The 16,000-nt window shown below is 61.2% G+C and carries 19 protein-coding genes; 8 read left to right on the top strand and 11 right to left on the bottom strand.

Annotated features, from left to right (window positions below):
- Positions 1-65 precede the first annotated feature (65 nt).
- The 5 genes from PYR71_RS15010 to PYR71_RS14990 form a co-directional block, all read right to left on the bottom strand.
- Positions 66-380, bottom strand: a complete 315-nt coding sequence (locus PYR71_RS15010; RefSeq protein WP_097579025.1) for a hypothetical protein — start codon at positions 378-380, stop codon at positions 66-68.
- A gap of 114 nt (positions 381-494) precedes the next feature.
- A complete protein-coding gene (locus PYR71_RS15005) occupies positions 495-1,076 on the bottom strand; it encodes a BA14K family protein (protein ID WP_275619914.1) in 582 nt (193 codons plus the stop codon).
- Positions 1,073-1,237: a hypothetical protein gene (locus PYR71_RS15000; protein WP_183916241.1), complete on the bottom strand. Its 165-nt coding sequence runs from the start codon at positions 1,235-1,237 to the stop codon at positions 1,073-1,075. The genes PYR71_RS15005 and PYR71_RS15000 overlap by 4 nt, the downstream gene beginning before the upstream one ends.
- 52 nt (positions 1,238-1,289) lie before the next feature.
- Positions 1,290-2,111 (bottom strand): DUF1236 domain-containing protein, encoded by an 822-nt coding sequence (locus tag PYR71_RS14995; protein WP_275619913.1) that lies wholly within the window; start codon positions 2,109-2,111, stop codon positions 1,290-1,292.
- 116 nt (positions 2,112-2,227) lie between these two features.
- Entirely contained in the window at positions 2,228-2,626 is a 399-nt protein-coding gene (locus PYR71_RS14990; protein WP_275619912.1) for a DUF1236 domain-containing protein, read from the bottom strand.
- Between the two features lie 198 nt (positions 2,627-2,824).
- On the opposite strand from PYR71_RS14990, the gene PYR71_RS14985 reads away from it, so the two are divergent.
- Entirely contained in the window at positions 2,825-3,097 is a 273-nt protein-coding gene (locus PYR71_RS14985; RefSeq protein WP_183916247.1) for a hypothetical protein, read from the top strand.
- A gap of 58 nt (positions 3,098-3,155) precedes the next feature.
- Here PYR71_RS14985 and PYR71_RS14980 read toward each other — a convergent pair whose 3' ends face one another.
- A complete protein-coding gene (locus tag PYR71_RS14980) occupies positions 3,156-4,001 on the bottom strand; it encodes a class I SAM-dependent methyltransferase (protein ID WP_275619911.1) in 846 nt (281 codons plus the stop codon).
- 162 nt (positions 4,002-4,163) lie between these two features.
- Between PYR71_RS14980 and PYR71_RS14975 the strand changes: the two genes are divergently transcribed.
- The 3 genes from PYR71_RS14975 to PYR71_RS14965 all read left to right on the top strand — a co-directional run bounded on the left by PYR71_RS14975 (position 4,164) and on the right by PYR71_RS14965 (position 6,421).
- Complete coding sequence (locus PYR71_RS14975; RefSeq protein WP_183916251.1) at positions 4,164-4,340, top strand: hypothetical protein; 177 nt, start codon at positions 4,164-4,166, stop codon at positions 4,338-4,340.
- A gap of 64 nt (positions 4,341-4,404) precedes the next feature.
- Complete coding sequence (locus PYR71_RS14970; RefSeq protein ID WP_183916253.1) at positions 4,405-5,793, top strand: sensor histidine kinase; 1,389 nt, start codon at positions 4,405-4,407, stop codon at positions 5,791-5,793.
- A gap of 4 nt (positions 5,794-5,797) precedes the next feature.
- Positions 5,798-6,421, top strand: a complete 624-nt coding sequence (locus PYR71_RS14965) for a response regulator (protein WP_010029651.1) — start codon at positions 5,798-5,800, stop codon at positions 6,419-6,421.
- 92 nt (positions 6,422-6,513) lie between these two features.
- Here PYR71_RS14965 and PYR71_RS14960 read toward each other — a convergent pair whose 3' ends face one another.
- Positions 6,514-7,020, bottom strand: coding sequence for a hypothetical protein (locus tag PYR71_RS14960; protein ID WP_275619910.1), 507 nt, complete (start codon positions 7,018-7,020; stop codon positions 6,514-6,516).
- Between the two features lie 290 nt (positions 7,021-7,310).
- On the opposite strand from PYR71_RS14960, the gene PYR71_RS14955 reads away from it, so the two are divergent.
- The 4 genes from PYR71_RS14955 (at position 7,311) to PYR71_RS14940 (ending at position 9,406) form a co-directional block, all read left to right on the top strand.
- Positions 7,311-7,778, top strand: a complete 468-nt coding sequence (locus PYR71_RS14955) for a hypothetical protein (protein WP_275620210.1) — start codon at positions 7,311-7,313, stop codon at positions 7,776-7,778.
- An 11-nt stretch (positions 7,779-7,789) separates the two neighbouring features.
- Positions 7,790-8,191, top strand: a complete 402-nt coding sequence (locus PYR71_RS14950) for a GFA family protein (RefSeq protein WP_275619909.1) — start codon at positions 7,790-7,792, stop codon at positions 8,189-8,191.
- Between the two features lie 31 nt (positions 8,192-8,222).
- Positions 8,223-9,014: an exodeoxyribonuclease III gene (gene xth / locus PYR71_RS14945; protein ID WP_275619908.1), complete on the top strand. Its 792-nt coding sequence runs from the start codon at positions 8,223-8,225 to the stop codon at positions 9,012-9,014.
- 209 nt (positions 9,015-9,223) lie between these two features.
- A complete protein-coding gene (locus tag PYR71_RS14940; protein ID WP_064683424.1) occupies positions 9,224-9,406 on the top strand; it encodes a hypothetical protein in 183 nt (60 codons plus the stop codon).
- Positions 9,407-9,422: 16 nt separating this feature from the next.
- Here the strand turns inward: PYR71_RS14940 and PYR71_RS14935 are convergent, their stop codons facing one another.
- Genes PYR71_RS14935 through PYR71_RS14920 form a run of 4 tightly spaced genes read right to left on the bottom strand, consistent with a single transcriptional unit; the run spans position 9,423 to position 15,911 of the window.
- Positions 9,423-11,507, bottom strand: coding sequence for an FAD-dependent oxidoreductase (locus PYR71_RS14935; RefSeq protein ID WP_275619907.1), 2,085 nt, complete (start codon positions 11,505-11,507; stop codon positions 9,423-9,425).
- A 6-nt stretch (positions 11,508-11,513) separates the two neighbouring features.
- Positions 11,514-12,683: a Gfo/Idh/MocA family protein gene (locus PYR71_RS14930; RefSeq protein WP_275619906.1), complete on the bottom strand. Its 1,170-nt coding sequence runs from the start codon at positions 12,681-12,683 to the stop codon at positions 11,514-11,516.
- 24 nt (positions 12,684-12,707) lie between these two features.
- Positions 12,708-14,363 (bottom strand): GMC family oxidoreductase, encoded by a 1,656-nt coding sequence (locus tag PYR71_RS14925; protein ID WP_275619905.1) that lies wholly within the window; start codon positions 14,361-14,363, stop codon positions 12,708-12,710.
- 9 nt (positions 14,364-14,372) lie between these two features.
- Entirely contained in the window at positions 14,373-15,911 is a 1,539-nt protein-coding gene (locus PYR71_RS14920; RefSeq protein WP_275619904.1) for a GMC oxidoreductase, read from the bottom strand.
- Positions 15,912-16,000: the final 89 nt, after the last annotated feature.

The following is a 16,000-nucleotide window of genomic DNA, read 5'->3' as shown; positions in this document are numbered from 1 at the left end:
TTCCAGCGCAGTGGCCCGCCGGGTCATTTTGAAAGGCCCCGGTCCCGTCATTGCCAGGATCGAAGCTAGTGAACCGTCCTCGACGGCTTTTCCGGGCGGGAAATGTTATGCAGCGTCGCCATGAGCTTTTCGAACTCGTTCAGAACCCGATTGAACTCTGCGTCCTGCATGGTGACGATTTCCGATATCGTCGAGGACACCGATGCAATAAGCCTGTCGATCCATACACAGCGATCGGCCGGTACGTTTCCGAGAACCTCCTGACGCAGCGTCTTCAGCTCACGAAGGATGCGCATGATAAGAGCTCCCCGCTCCGCCCTGCTCAGGAACGGAAGCCTTGTCTGCGCCTGGTGGATTTCTGCTATCAGCGTCGTCGCCATCCCCACTCTCCGCCCTCAAATACAACCGGATATCACAACCGGTGCGATTACAACACGGACTTTAGTCTGGCCTGCCTGCTTGGCGCGATTTCGTGCGCCCCGCCCCGGCCATGGTTAGTTGCTGGTCGCTATCAGATCCGACATCTCGCAGCTTCGCCGCGGTCCTTCCCAGGGTTGATAGCTATTGTCTTCCGGCCGGTATGATCGATAGCGGGCGGCGCATCGGGCAGCTGCCTGCGCATTCACTTTCGTGCTGCCGCCTTCATCGCTTTCGGCGATATTCTGCTGAAAAGGCGAAGAGCATTCGCGGGTCTCGCCGCTATAGGATCGGTAACTATTGGTCGCCGGATTGAAGGAGCGGTAACGCTGCGAACACCAGGCGAGATGCTGGAGGGACAATTCCGGCCGCGGCGTCTGCGGTTCGCTCGACGGGGGAGCGGGCTGCGCAGTCGTTGTCGACGCCACGTTCGCCGGCGCTTCGGTGACGTAGCTGGAATAGAGCGGGGCAATCCGTTCATAGTGCTGTTGCCGAGGATCGATTTTCACCGGGCTCGCCGTCCATAGATCGCTCCCGGCCAATTCAGGAAAAGCGTGCGGTTCGGGATTCGCCACGACGTGCGAAGCAACCGATGCCGCAGCCATACAGGCGCCAACCGAACTGACGATGCCGAAGGCGACGGATGCAATGGCGTTCATTGACCCGCCTCCTGCTGTTGTGCCTGGGGAACCCAAACGCGTGGACCGGCACTGCTGTGGCCGCCGGTGGCGACAAGTACGGCGAGAATGCCGGCGATTGCGAGCAGGATGGCGATCAGCGGCACGGCCAGGCCGGCGGATTTTTCTTCGGAATAGATCATGGTCCTTCTCCTTGGTCCCGGCGGCACAAACTGCCGCGGGCACCGCGGCGCTCTACGCCGAGATGATGTAGACGATGGTGAACGAGGAGGGATCGACGATGACGATCCGCCCGTCCGCCAGGATGAAGAAACGATAGGCCTTGTACTGCGGTACGATCTCGACGATCCGCGGCGGCAGCGGTTCTAGCCTGATCTTCTTCGGGATGGTGGTACCAACCGAGACGGTGAAATCGGTCTCCCGAACCGGCTCGACGTAAACCTCCTTCACGACGCTGCGGATTTCCGTTTGCTGCTCGACCGGGATGTTCACATTGGTCGTGGTGTTCGTCTGGGTCTTGCTGCTGTCGACCGAGGTGTTGCTGTTCTCGACGTTCGCCTTGCTATTCGACTCGGTCGAACCGCCGGAGCCGGTCGATGTGCCGGCGTCCTTGCTACCGGCAGGCTGCTGGCTTTCAGTCGAAGGTTGGCCAGGATCGGTCGTCTTCGAGCTGTCCGAAGTTCCGCCGTAGCCTCCGCTCTGTGTCTTCGCATCCGACTGCGTCTTGGCGCCGGGCTCGGTCGCCTGGCCAGAGGATCTATCCGTTGTGGATCCAGAGGATGCACCCGCCGAGCTTCCGCCGGAGTTGGAAGGCTGTTGGTCAGTCGCTGTGCCCGGGGCAGTCGCTGTGCCCGGGTCAGCCGCCGTGCCCGTGCCGCCCGGCGCAGCGGCGCCCGCATCCGGCTGCTCAGTCGCAGCGCCGGCGGACTGGCCGCTTTGAGCGGCACCCTTCTTCGGGATGATCGGCGCATCCTGCGCCGAGGCGGCGACGAGGCCAACCGGCGAAACGCCGATGGAGAGTGCTGTCATCAGGACGGCAAATGTCTTGGTGTTCATAACAACGATCTCTCTGCTATTTTCGGCCGCACGACGACGCTGCCGTCCATCGTGCGGCTGGTTCTGAATGGTGATTTTCGGAAGCGAGGCGCGGCAGAGCCGCGTGTACGATCAGGTCACTTGATAACCTGGATCACCTTGCGAGACGACGGTTCGACTATGACGCGCTCGTCATTGACCACCGCGTAAGCATATGTCGGGTCATCCGGGATCGGCGTCACAACGACCGTTTTCGGCAACGGCTGGCCGACGACAACTTTTTCCTTCACGACCACGCGCGTCGACGGTGGCGGAGCTTCGCGGACATAGGTGACAACCTTTTCCGGTGGCGGATCGATCGCCGTGCCGACAACTGCGCCGGCAACGCCGCCGATAGCAGCGCCGGCGGGACCACCGACAATCGCTCCTGTGACCGCGCCGCCCGCCGCCCCGTTGACGGTCGAGGACTGGGCGAATGCGACGCCCGACATTAGTGACACGGCGGTTGCCGCGCCGGCAATAAGCTTCAAGAGCATATTTTCCTCCTTCTGTTTCAACACGGTCTTCGCGACCGCTGGCAGACCAACTAGCTGCGCGCCAGGTCGTTCCAGCTTTCGGACCTCAGTCTGAGGGGGCCCGGCCCTAGGTCCGAACCCCATTTCAATAATCGTTGCCGGCGCTATTTAAGGATCGCTGGGCCACCGCGTTGTGGGCATGGCAGGAGACTGAGGGAGATGACACGATCCAACCGCCGGGAAGCTGGACGCAGGCGCCTGGCGATGCGCCTGCCGCAGATACGGACGCTGATCATGGAGGCGCGCGAGCCCTGGCAGCTCGAGCTTTTCGAAGCCTATCAAATGGCGGTCGAGGCACGCGATCGTCTTCGGCGGCGACGGTTCAATCTCAAGCTGGTGCGGGAATATGACGAGACCTGTCTCGAGATCGAGCAGCACGTCATCGACGCGATGCACGAACCCTCCCGTACAAACTACTGGATGGTCCCTTGATCAAAGCCTCGGCGCCGATCAGGCGTCCGCTCTGCATTTTGATCTGCGGCTGGAACAGTTACTGAACGCGGCCGGTGACGATGAACGCGCTCATATCTCCGCAAGGGTTCGCGCCGTAGCGCGACGCTACCTGCTCCGCCACCTCATCAACGATCTCGGACATGCGCTCCGGCGCCCGCGATTCGATCTCTCCTCTGAGAGGCGAACCCTTGCAGAATGCCGCCGCAACGTGGTGGGCGGTGGCCGCGACCGAGGTCAACGTCACCCGATCGCAAGAAACCGCCTCGAATCCCGCCGAAGAAACCTCTGCCTTGATCGCTCCGGCGTCAAAATAGGAGTATGGCAAACGTTCGAAGAAGTCCGGAGGATCGGACGGAAACAGCCTTCTCAGACATTCGTCCACACAGCTTGCGAAGTCGTTGGCCGCAAGCGCATCCCATGTCGAAAACAGGAAACCGCCTCCGCTCCGCAAAACTCTTTTCGCCTCGCCATAGGCCTTCGGCCTGTCCGGAAAGAACATGACGCCGAACTGGCAGATAACGAGATCGAACATTGCGTGGGCGAAGGGCAAATTTTGCGCGTCCGCATGCATCCAATGGGTCCGCGACAGCGTCAAGGACGGAGCGCCGACGTCGATCATTGCCTGGCTGAGATCGGTGGCGACGATCTCGGCCGCCGGATCGAGCCTGGCGCGCAGAGCGCGTGTCAAGGCGCCTGTCCCCGCCGCGACTTCCAACACGCTGACGGGTTTTAACCGTTCGGCGACGATCGCCATTTCCGACGCATAGGGTTCGAAAAGGATTGGCACGAGAAGCGCTTGGTAAAGGTCGGCGACGCCTTCCCCGAACGGTGTCGGAGAGGTGGCAAATGCGGCGTCTGCGCCGCCTTCGATGTCCGCAGCCACTCATAAGTCTCCAAAACCAACTCCGTCGAACAAGAAAATATGGCTGAATCGGACATTGTCCACGGGGTCGGACCATGGTCCCAAGCCCCTTCGACCGAAGTCCCCGGCGTGGAACGGGGGGTCTGGCGGCGTCGTTTGAAAGTCACGGAAGGAGATCCGCACATGAACCGCAATAACAGATCCCATGTGAATGACGCCTGGAACGTCTCCGTCATCGCTCTCGTCGTCGTTCTGGCCGGCCTTCTCTACGCCTTCGGCGCAGCCATGTCAGGCGATAGCCTCCGGTTGACCGAGAGCGTCAGAGGCGCCGAGGTATTCGATACCAGGAATCTGCCCTGATCCTGTCTGGAAAAACTCTGAAGACGCTGTAGGTTAGTCGGCAAAGTCACTTGCCGGTATCAAAATGAATTGGCTTCGCCGCTGGAACGCCCGCTCCCTCGCCTCCCAATTTTTCATCGCGGGCGGCCTGGTCTCGATCGCCGCCATGTTTCTGGTCGGCGTTCTCGTGACCCATCTGATCGAGGATGCCGTCATTCATAATTCCGGCGCAGCAACAGCACTTTACGTCGACAGCGTCGTGGCGCCGCTGCTTCCCGACATGCAAACGGAATCGTTGCTGGACGAAGGCAGCGCTCAGGCGCTGGACGAGACGCTCGGCCAGGGCGCGCTCGGCAGGCGCCTTGTCTCGTTCAAGCTGTGGCGAAGCGACGGCACCATTCTCTATTCGAACGAGAAAGACCTGGTGGGCCGGAAGTTTCCCGTAAGCGACAAGCTGCAGAGGGCATTCGCCGGATCGCTCGTCGCGCGCTACGAGATCGCCGACGACCCGGAAAGCGGTGTCGAGCGTGCGCTTGGCAAGCCGTTGATGGAAATCTACAATCCGGTTCTGCAGCCGTGGTCCGGCCAAGCGGTCGCCGTGCTCGAATTCTACGAGACGGCGGAAGGTCTGGCCGACAGTCTGGCGCATGCGAGGCTGCGGAGCTGGGGGGCAGTCGCCGCTGTCACAGGGCTGTTTTTCCTCGTTCTCTCCGCTCTGGTGTTTCGCGGCAGCCGCACGATCGAAGCGCAGCGCAAGGATCTCAAAGAACGGGTGACGGAATTGTCGGCGTTGCTCTCCGAAAATCGCGGGCTGCAGCGGCGGCTGCAGCGCGCCTCGCAACGGGTGGCGGCACTGAACGAAACATATCTGCGCAGCATCGGCGCCGATCTGCACGACGGTCCGGCACAGCACATCGCCTATGCTTCATTGCGACTCGACAGCGACCTCTTGATCAACGCGTCTACCAAACCTGAAGCCCGGGAAAGGGAACTTGCCTGGATCCGCTCGAGCCTCGCCGAGGCGATGACGGAGATCCGCAATATCTGCAGCGGACTGGTGCTGCCGCAGATCGAAAAATCCACGATCAGCGAGATCGTGCTGCGGGTCGTCGAAGCGCATCAGCACAAGACCCAAACCTTCGTCGAAACGATCGTCGACGAGGATGGACCCGAACTCGCGACTGCCGTAAAGATCTGTCTTTATCGCTTCATTCAGGAAGCCCTGAACAACGCCTATCGCCATGGCGGCGGCGTTGAGCAGACGGTGAAAGCCGTGTCGCACAACGGTCATATCCGTGTCGAGGTCAGCGATCGTGGCGATGGTTTCGATCCGGCGGAAGTGCGGCCAACAAGCCTCGGCCTGGTGGGACTTCGCGAACGCATCGAGAGCCTGGGGGGCTCCTTCGATATCAAGACAGGCGAAGGAGGAACGACCGTGACCATGACCTTCGAGCCCATGGAAGTTGGAGATTAGAGAGATGACAGCAATCACCGTCGGCGTCGTGGACGACCACCCGCTTTTTCGCGAGGGCGTAACACGCAGCTTGTCGGAGATGAGCGACTTCGTGGTTATCGGCGAAGGCGCCAGCAGCGAAGACGCCGCCATGATCGCTTCGAACAACCGCCCCGACGTCATGCTTCTCGATGTCTCTATGCCCGGCGGCGGATTGGCTGCGATCAGCGATGTCCTGGAGCACAGTCCAGCGACGAAAGTGCTGATGTTGACCGTATCCGAAGAAGTGGACACGCTGCTTGGCGCCCTGCAACGCGGGGCGATGGGCTATGTTCTCAAAGGTGTCGGCTCCCGTGGTCTCGCCGAGGCGATCCAGACCGTCCTCAGCGGATCACGATATATCTCGCCGACGATGTCGGCAAAGGTCATGGAGAATTCGCTGAATGGCGCAGCCTCCGACAAGAACGGTCTGACGCCACGGGAACGCGAGGTGATGGATCTTGTCGCTCAAGGCCTTTCCAACAAGCATATCGGTTTGCGCCTTAATCTGCAGGAAAAGACCGTGAAGCACCATATGACCCAGATTCTGAGCAAACTCGGCGTCTCGAACAGGACCGAAGCGGCCCTGCAATGGCGCGAACGGCGGTAGCGCCGGGGTCAGCCATAATTCTGAATCTTGTTCTCAATTAAAGAATTAGGGCATGATGTCGCCCGAAAACCGCTCACACTTTTCGGCACCAGCTAGCGAAGGAAGCGGCTCAGCCGGCGGGTGTCGTTGGCCGTCGCCTGACGACTTATGATCGTCCTGCCTTTCGCGTCCTTCATGACATAGCGGCCGCTGCGCAGGCTCTCGGTGATGCCGTTCGCGTGGCGAACGTTGATCGATCCGTCGGAACCCGCGGTCGCTCTCGTCCCCAATTCTCTCGACGACGCGGCGGCGGAGGAAGAGGATGACGCGTTGCTGCTGGAGTTTCCGCCACCACTGTTGCCGGATCCACCGCTGCTGTTTCCGCCCCCACCGCTATTCCCTCCCCCGTTGCCGTTCCCACTCCCTCCGCTATTGCCGCCGCCAGCGCTGTTGCCGCCGCCATTGCCGTTGCCGTTATTGCCATCCTTTGCCTGCGCGTGCTTCACCGCCAGATGGGGAAGGGAGCCGCCGAGGTTGATCGACAAAGGCGATGCGGCAACAATGAGGGCGACGGCCGCGTTGCCGCCCCATCTCAGAAAATCGCGTTTCGAGACAGTCATGCCGTAGCCTCGTTCATCTGTTCTTCGCCATTCCAACCGTTATTGGACGCACGAGAATTTTCGCTTTTCCGACCATTAAATGCAACCGGACCTAGGTACTACAAAAGGCGGGACTTTGGTCCGGCGCCAGACTACCAAATGGATGGACGCAAAAAACGTGAGCGGCCTTTTGGCTGTAATATTCTCGCCTTTCTTACCAAGGTGTTGCTGCCTGAGGCGTGGACGCATTTTTCTGGAACTTCTTTCTTTGTCATCGCTTTGTTTATCAAAGTGCAACAGAGGAAGCCCCGATGCCAAACCCGAACGAATCCCCTGCCGTCCAATCCATGAAAAAAGAACAGGCAGAGCAGCGAAAGCAGGCCCGAAGGGGCGATCTCGACAAGGCGATCGAAGACACGTTTCCCGCATCCGATCCGGTGTCGGCCACCCATACCTCCATTCCCGTCGGCCGCAGCGATGTCGAGGCGGCTGAGCGCGTGAAGCGCGAGCCTGATCCGACCGCGCTGGATCAAGATTATCCGCTGGTCGATCAAGCCCTGCGCCCGACCGGCTACGAGCGCGAGGAGTTGCGGGCACTACAGAAAGAAGCTGGCCGGATGGCGGAGTCCGCCTCGGAACTGGCGTCCGGAACGGCCCGTCTGGCAAAGGCGGAAGCGAAGAGTTTCGTCCAGGACATCGAGGACCGGATACGCCGGCAGCCGCTGACCGCCGCAGCGATCGTCGCCGGCATCGCCTTCGTCTTGGGCGCGACGCGTTGAGAACCTCTGACATGGCTACCCAATGGACCGGCGGCTGCCTGTGCGGATCTTGCCGATACGGATTCGCCGGCGATCCACCGCATTCGGGATATTGCCATTGCGATATGTGCAAGAAGGCGACCGGAGGTCCTTTCGCAGTTCTCGTCCAGGCCAGGGTCGAGGATCTCGTCTGGACACGGGGCTCCCCCGCCGCCTACCGATCCTCGCCTATTGCGATGCGGGGCTTTTGCGGCAATTGCGGAACACCGCTCTTTCTTCAATATGACGGCGATGAGCTGATCCGCGTGACGGCCGGCTCGCTCGACCACCCCGACCGTGTTCGGCCGGCGGGACATTACGGCGTGGAGAGCCGTCTTGACTGGGCCGATGGTGGGCGCGGACTTCCGGAGGAGGAAACTCAGGAGCGGTTTTAGATTATGGCCGCACCGTCTCGACATAGGTCTCATGAAAATCGCAACCTACAATGTCAACGGGATCAACGGACGTCTGGATATCCTGCTGCGCTGGCTGAAGGAGGATTCCCCGGATGTCGCCTGCCTCCAGGAACTGAAAACCGACGACGCCAGATTTCCCCGGAAGGAGGCTGAAGGGGCCGGCTACGGCGCCGTCTGGCATGGACAGAGATCCTGGAATGGGGTTGCCATTCTGGCGAAGGGCAAGACACCGATCCTGACAAGGCGTGGCCTTCCCGGCGATCCTGACGATACCCACAGCCGCTATATCGAAGCCGTCGTCGACGGCCTTGTGATCGGGTGCCTGTATCTGCCGAACGGCAATCCCTTTCCCAGCGCCAAGTTCGAATACAAGCTCCGCTGGTTCCGTCGCCTGCACGCCTATGCCGCCGAACTTCTCGAAATCGAGGTGCCGTCGATCCTGGCCGGCGATTTCAATGTCATGCCGACCGAGATCGACGTCTACAAGCCGGAGCGCTGGCTGGACGACGCGCTTTTCAGGCCGGAAGTGCGCAAGGCCTATGCCCGGCTGGTGGCCCAGGGCTGGACGGACGCCGTCAGGCATCTGCATCCGAACGAGCGCATCTACACCTTCTGGAAATACTGGCGGAACAGTTTCGAACGCGACGCCGGGCTCAGGATCGACCACCTTCTGCTCAGCCCGGCAGTGGCGCCGTGGCTTCGATCGGCAAGCGTCCGGCGAAAGCCAAGGGGCTGGGAGCATACGAGCGACCATGCGCCTGTCATGATCGAGCTCAACATCCCCGAAGCTGGCGGCGTTTGAGCCGCGATATCTCGCGGAGGAGCGACGGAACCTCACGATGCCAGCTGGCGTTAGCTTGCGAAGGAGATTGTCTAAAGCGCGTCGCATCAAATTTGATTCATGCGACGCGCTTTAGCCCTTTGTTTTATGCATGTCGTTGTCCCGGAACCGCTGCATAGTTTCGAAAGACATGCATAATGGCTGCCAATTCCATCCCCGGAGTGATCGTCATGGGTGAAAGCAAGAATTATCTCAACACCGACGAGATCCAGGCCGACGACCAATTATCGCCGAAGCCGATCGAAGGAAAAGATCCGCCAAGGCGCGTGCGCAAGAGCGAAGAGGCCGTCGCCGAAGGCTCTGACGACACGGAGCGCATCCGGGTTCCGCCACCGGTTGCCAATCCCGATTGATTGCGATTGCGGTACCTTATTCCCCGGCGCCGAGATCGTAGATGCGGCCCGTCAACCAGGCGGGCCAGTCTCGTTCGAAGAAGGATCTGGCGCTTTCGTCGAAATGGCGGTTCGAACGGGTTGAAAGCCTGAGCTTATCGCCATCGAGCCGAACGACGATCTGCTCGTCCCGATGCGCTTCACGTTCTCTGCGGAAGCGATATTCCTCCAAAGGGCCTGCACTCGCATATGGAAGGGATTCGCCCTGGGCATCACATATTGCTCGCGCTCCGCGGCTACCGCCGCCATTGCATATGAAGAAGTCGAGGGTGCTGAGCACGGCTTCCGAGGCGAGCGCCATGTGGCGCCATTGCACGCCTCGCACCGCTTCGGCGGCGCGGCCATAGGCGACGCCCCCGGCACGAATGGCGGCGTTCAGTTTGCGCGCTTCGATCAAGGCCTGGGCGACGCTCTCCTGATCGCAGATAATGCCGGCCTTCTCGCTCATTCGCGCCTGCACCTCCGAGCGGATCGATTTGAGAGTGAGCGGGCTCTCGCTGCGAAGAGCAGCCAGCAAAGCGGTGATCCCTGCCTCCGCGACACCTGACACATTGCCCGTGGCGGCCCCCTTCGCCCTTCCGCTTGCGCTGATATGCTCGGCCGCCCGGGTACCGAAGACCTGCCCGGCATTGAGCGCGGCGCCACCGGGCCGCGTTACGCCATGTGTGCCCGCCGCTTCGCCGACCGCGTAACAGCCGGCAAGATTGCTGCGGCCCCAGGTGTCGACCATGATGCCGCCATTCATGTGCTGGTTATTGACGGCGAACTCCAGTGGGTCGGCGGCGATGTCGATCTTGTAGCGGCGGTAGAGCTCGATCGCGAGCGGGTTCATGTGCTTCAACCGATCGATCGGCATGTCCTGATCGGCACCGGCCTTGCCGAGATACAGGCGGACATCTTCGTCCAGCCTCTCCAGGCTGAACGGCAGGTCACCCGGCACCGGCAGTGGATTGCGATTGAAGTCCATGAAGACACGCCTTCCTGCGGCGGTTTCGCAATGGATGGCGAGATCTACCAGGCTCGAGCCGAAATCCAGCATGCGCGTCGCGTGAAATGGCCATTGATAGCCTTTGCGGAAGACGTTCGACGCCAGCTCCTGGGTGCTGCGGTAATATTGCGCCAGAAAATGATGTTCACCACCCTCGGCATCGACCGAGTAGATATGCGGAATTGCCTGAACGTAGGTGCCCGACAGATTCCATGGGAAGCCTTCCCTGCGCGTTCCGATGCCGAACTGGCTTTCGGTCAGGTTGACGAGCTCGACGCCTGCCTCGAGCGCCAGGCCGAGGGCGCCGAAACAACCATTGGGATAGACGCTGTCGCGATAGAGCTCACCCGGTCCGCCGGCCGCGAGCACGATCACATTACTGACGAACAAGGTGATACCGAGCGGATTCTCCTCCATGCGATCAGCGGCGCGCATGGCAAGTATCCCGGCCACGCGGCTATCCGTTCCTTCGCCTTCGGTGAGGATTTTGACTGCGGTCGTCTGATTGTAGAACGGCACATCGAGCCGGAGCGCCTCTTCTGCCAGCACCTTGACCATCAGGCGCGAAGTGCGCGGGCCGCAGCTGGTGGCGCGGCCGACCTCGTCATGATCGGTCTGATATCGCAGCGTTCCACCGAGCGGATCCTGCGGCAGCGGCAGGCCCAAGAACTGCAGCGACGCCATCATCCGCGACGAGCCCACGGCCTCGACATAGGCAGTGTCCTCGTCCATGGCGCCGCCGCTGCGGATGGCCCGGGCCATCGCCTTGTAATTGTCGCCCTGATCCGCCGTGTTAGCCATGTGCAGGGTCTGCTTGTCGGAACCCGAGCAGGCCGAGGTTCCGCCCCAGGCGCTTTGGCTGACGATGACGACATCATCGCCGCGCCGCTTCATTTCCACAGCCGCACGCAGACCTGCAGCACCCGATCCGACGACGACACAGCCGGCTCGATAGATCGGCACGTCGATACCGGCGAGCCGAGCCGTTGCCGAAGGGCCGGCTTCTGGTGGAAGCTTGGGCATATCGACATCGGTCAGCGCGTCGAGAATTTCCTGCGGGACGTCTATGGTCATCGGCATTTATCCGAGCGGGATGTCGACCCAGCGCTTCCGCCGGGAAGACTCCATGCATGCGTCGACGATCTGGCAGATGTGGTGGCCGGTATCGAAGGTCGGCCACATCGGCCTGTTTGACACGATCGAGCGGATCACCTCGGCGACCTCGATGATCTTGCTTTCGTTGTAGCCGATGCCGAAATTCGGCAGAGGCAGGAAAGCTCGGAAGGTGGGATTCTCCGGCCCCACGTCAATCTCGCGAAAACCGCGCCGTCCCGTCCGGTCGTCGTTGGAGTAGAAACGCAGCCGGTTTATCTCGTCATAGCTATAGGCGATGCTGCCTTTCGTTCCGTAGACCTCGTAGGTCTGCATGAACTTGCGCCCGGTCGCGACACGGCTGAAATCGACGATCCCGCCGGCGCCGTTGGCGAACCGGCATAGCAGGTTGGTCGCGTCGGGGTTGGTGATATCGGCCCAGGATTCGTTGCCTGTCAGTTTCACCTGTTCGCCATAGGCAAGGTCCTCGACGACGGGACGGCGCGGCGTGACGATCAGATTGTCGGCGATCAGCGAACTGACGCGGCCGACCAGGAAATCCATGAAGCTGAAAATGTGCGAACCGGTGTCGCCGACGATCCCGGTCGGCGCGAGCTTCCCATCGGCGCGCCACATGAAGGGCGCCGTGGGATCACCATACATATCGACGTGCTGACAGCCGCGGAACAGCTTGATCTCGCCGATTTCACCTGAATCGATGATGTCTTTCGCCAGATCATGGACGGGGTTTCGGGGAAAAGCGTGTCCAACACGCGTAATGACACCCTTCTCCTTCGCGATATCAGCCAGCTCCCGCGCTTCATCGGCGGTGTTCGTCAGCGGCTTCTCGCAATAGACGTGTTTGCCGGCCAGCAGGGCCGCCTTGGCCACCGGATAGTGCAGATGGTCTGGCAGACAGATATCGATCAGGTCGACATCGGGATCGGCAACGGCCGGATGCCAATCCTGAAGGATCCGTGCACCGGGCGCCCGGTTGCCAAGATCCTCGGCGACGTTCGGATTGCCGTCGACAAGCGTCACGATTCGCGCCGTTCCATCCGAGACGTCAAAGAAATGCGGAAAGGTCTGATAGGCCATGGTGTGGACCTTTCCCATCCAGCCCGACGCGCCAAGCACTGCAACCCTCACTTCAGACATTGTCGTTACTCCTCTTGAAAGGGTTTACTGGATTTCCGCACGGGCTCGCGGCCTCGTATCGTTGCGTTCGTAGGCGAAGATTGCGGAAGGCAGCGGCGGCAGACCCCGAATGAGATCGGAGCCCTTTTCGCCGACCATGATTGTCGGCGCATTGGTGTTGCATGAGGGCACGCGCGGCATAACGGAGGAATCGCAGACCCGTAGGCCTTCAAGGCCATGGACCTTGAGATCCAGCCCGACAACCGCGTCAGGCCCCGTTCCCATCTTGCAGGTGCCGACTGGATGATGATCGGTCTTGGCGTTGGCGCAGCCATAGTCGAAAACCTGCTCGTCGGTCATGACCTTTGGACCGGGAAGCCTTTCGGCCATGACATAGGGCTTCAGCGCCGCCTGCTGCATGATCTCGCGGGCGATCTTGAGCCCTTCCAGGGACATCTTCCGGTCGTGCGGATCGGACCAGTAGTTGGGATCGATCAAGGGTGCTGCACCCGGGTCGGCGGATGACAGACGCACCGTGCCGCGCGAGCGCGGATGCAGATAGGCGGAGTTGAGGGTCACACCGGCGTTCTTCAGCCGCTCGACGCCGGCTTCGATGCCCGATCCCAAGCCGAGGTGAAACTGGATATCGGGAGACCGCGCATCGGGATCGGCATACCAGAAGCCGCCGGTCTCGAAGAGCGACGAGGCCACCGGGCCAGTGCGGAACAGGACATATTGAACCCCCGCCCAGAGTGTGCGGTGCAGCTTCGCGACGCCGTCATAGGTGTGATCGCCGGTGCATTCGGCGATGACGAAAAGATCCAGATGATCCTGAAGGTTGCCGCCGACACCGGGCAGATCGTGGTTCACCTTGACGCCCACCGATTTGAGGTGATCGGCCGGCCCGATGCCGGACTGCAGAAGAAGCTTCGGCGACCCGATCGCGCCTGATGACACCAGGACTTCACGTTCGGCTCGCACGATCTCCGAGCCGCGCGCGGTCGCGATCTCGACGCCTGTCGCTCGACCTCCTTCGACGATGATCCGCGCGACGCGCGCGCCGGTCCGCACCGTCAGGTTCTTCCGGTCCCTGATCGGCGAGAGATAGGCGAGCGATGCCGAGGACCGGCGGCGATTGCGCTGGGTCAGCTGGTAAAATCCGACACCGGCCTGCTGGCGGCCGTTGAAGTCGTGATTATAGGGAATGCCGAGCTCCTGGCCCGCGCGGATATAGGCGTCGCAAATCGGCAGCGGTGCAGCCGGCATCGAAACACCCAGCGGACCGCCATAGGCGTGGTAGTCGTCTGCGAAGCGCTGATTGTCCTCGGCGCGTTTGAAATAGGGAAGGATCGAGCGATAATCCCAGCCCTCGCAGCCGTCTTCGGTGACCCAGAGATCGTAGTCGGCCGCGTTTCCGCGCGTGTAGAGCTGGGCGTTGATCGACGAGCCGCCGCCGATGACCTTCGCCTGCGTATAGCGAAGCACCCTGCCCTTCATGTGTTTCTGGGGAACGGTCTGCCATCCCCAGCTGGCGACACCTTTGGTCATCTTGGCGAAGCCGGCGGGCATATGAAAAAGCGGATTCCAGTCGCCTCCGCCTGCTTCGAGAAGCAGCACCTTGACATCGCGATCTTCGCTGAGGCGGTTTGCCAGGACGCAGCCTGCAGGACCGGCACCGGTGATGATATAGTCGAAGCCCATTTTACTGTCCTATGTGAGGCCGGCCCGCGCCAACGGATCTGTCCGTGTCTGCAAATCCTTCGATGCGATGTGATCAGCAACTCTCAGTGCCTGGCTGGCGACGGTGAGCGCCGGATTGACCGCAGCCGACGTGGGTAAGAAGCCGGCGTCGACGACGAAGAGGTTTTCGTGATCGAATGACCGGCAATACGGATCGAGCGGCGCCGTCGCAGGGTCGTTGCCGATGCGGATCGTGCCGCACTGATGGGACGGCGTGCGCTTATCGAAAGGTCTCGACAGCACGATCGGAAATCCGATCGACCGCAGGATCGCCTTCAGCTTGGCGACAAGCGCCAGATGGGCGTCCCAGTTGGTCCTCTGCCATTGCAGAATAATCCGATCTCCATCGACCATGACGCGGCTTTCGGGATTGGGCACGTCTTCGCTCATCGCATAGAAGTCGATGGCATGATCTGTCATGAAACGGAGAAGCCATTCCGGAGCCTGCGGCAGAGAGCCCTTCAGAACCTTTTCGGAGATGCGCCCCAGCAACTGCACATTGCCGAGCGGCGGTCCTCCCTCCCCGTCGGAGAGATAGAAGTCATTGAAGGCGAACGTCTTTTGATAGACGGCGGTGTTCCTGAACCGTGGCGAAACAGCGATCACGGCGGAAGCGTTGTGGTTCATGAAGTTACGGCCCACCTGATCGGAAGAGTTGGCAAGGCCCCTGGGGAAGCGGTCGGTTCTCGACCGCAGCAAAAGCACCGACGATTGGACCGCCCCGGCCGAAAGGATCACGATGTCAGGCGAGACAGTCAGCGTCTCACCGTCCTTGATATAAGTGACCCGGTCGATCCGGCTCCCGGCTCCGGTGTCGAGCCGTGTCACGCGCGCATAGGTTTCGAGCCGCACGTTCTTATGTTTCAGCGCCACCGCGAGCGCCGCGGTCTCGGCGTCCATCTTGCCGTCCCTTGCATTCGGATGCGCATCCCAGGGCGTACGCGCCTTGGAGAGCCAGGCATCGAGATCGAGGCCGAGCGGCAGGGAAAAGGGATGCAGCCCTTTCCCCTTGAGGCGCGCCCTGACTTCGGCGATCGGCGCCTCGTCGGGCACGGGCGGGAATTCGTAGGCAGTCGAGTGATGTGGTTCCGTCGGATCATCGCCGAGACTGCCGCGGACCTGGTACATCCGCTCCGCCTTCGAGTACCAGGGCTCCAACTCCTCATAAGAAAAGGGCCAGGCTGGCGACACGCCTTCGCGGTGCTCGATGACGTCGAAGTCCTCTTTGCGATAGCGCGACAGGACGGCGCCGTAGAATTTCGAATTGCCGCCGACATTGTAGTAATTGCCGGGATTGAAGCCTTTGCCGTTCGCCTCGTACCAGATTTCCGTCGGGCGGAAATGCCCCCGCTGGAAGATCGCCCGCTGGTCGCGATTGACGGGAAGGTCGGCAATGTGATCGCCAGCTTCCAGGATCAATATGTCAGCACCGGTCGCAGCCAGGCCAGCGGCGACGGTGGCGCCGCCGACTCCTGAGCCGATGATGACGATATCTGGTGAACTGCTCATCTTAACCCCCAGGCCATCACGCGATCCGCATCTGGCTGTCTGGATCGAAGAACACGGCCTTGTCGAGATTGAAGGCAAGGCGGGTATTT

Source organism: Rhizobium mulingense, from assembly GCF_029194105.1.
Taxonomy (GTDB): Bacteria; Pseudomonadota; Alphaproteobacteria; order Rhizobiales; family Rhizobiaceae; genus Rhizobium; species Rhizobium mulingense.
The sequence above is the reverse complement of the archived record's forward strand: the minus strand, read 5'-3'. Positions and strand labels throughout refer to the sequence as shown.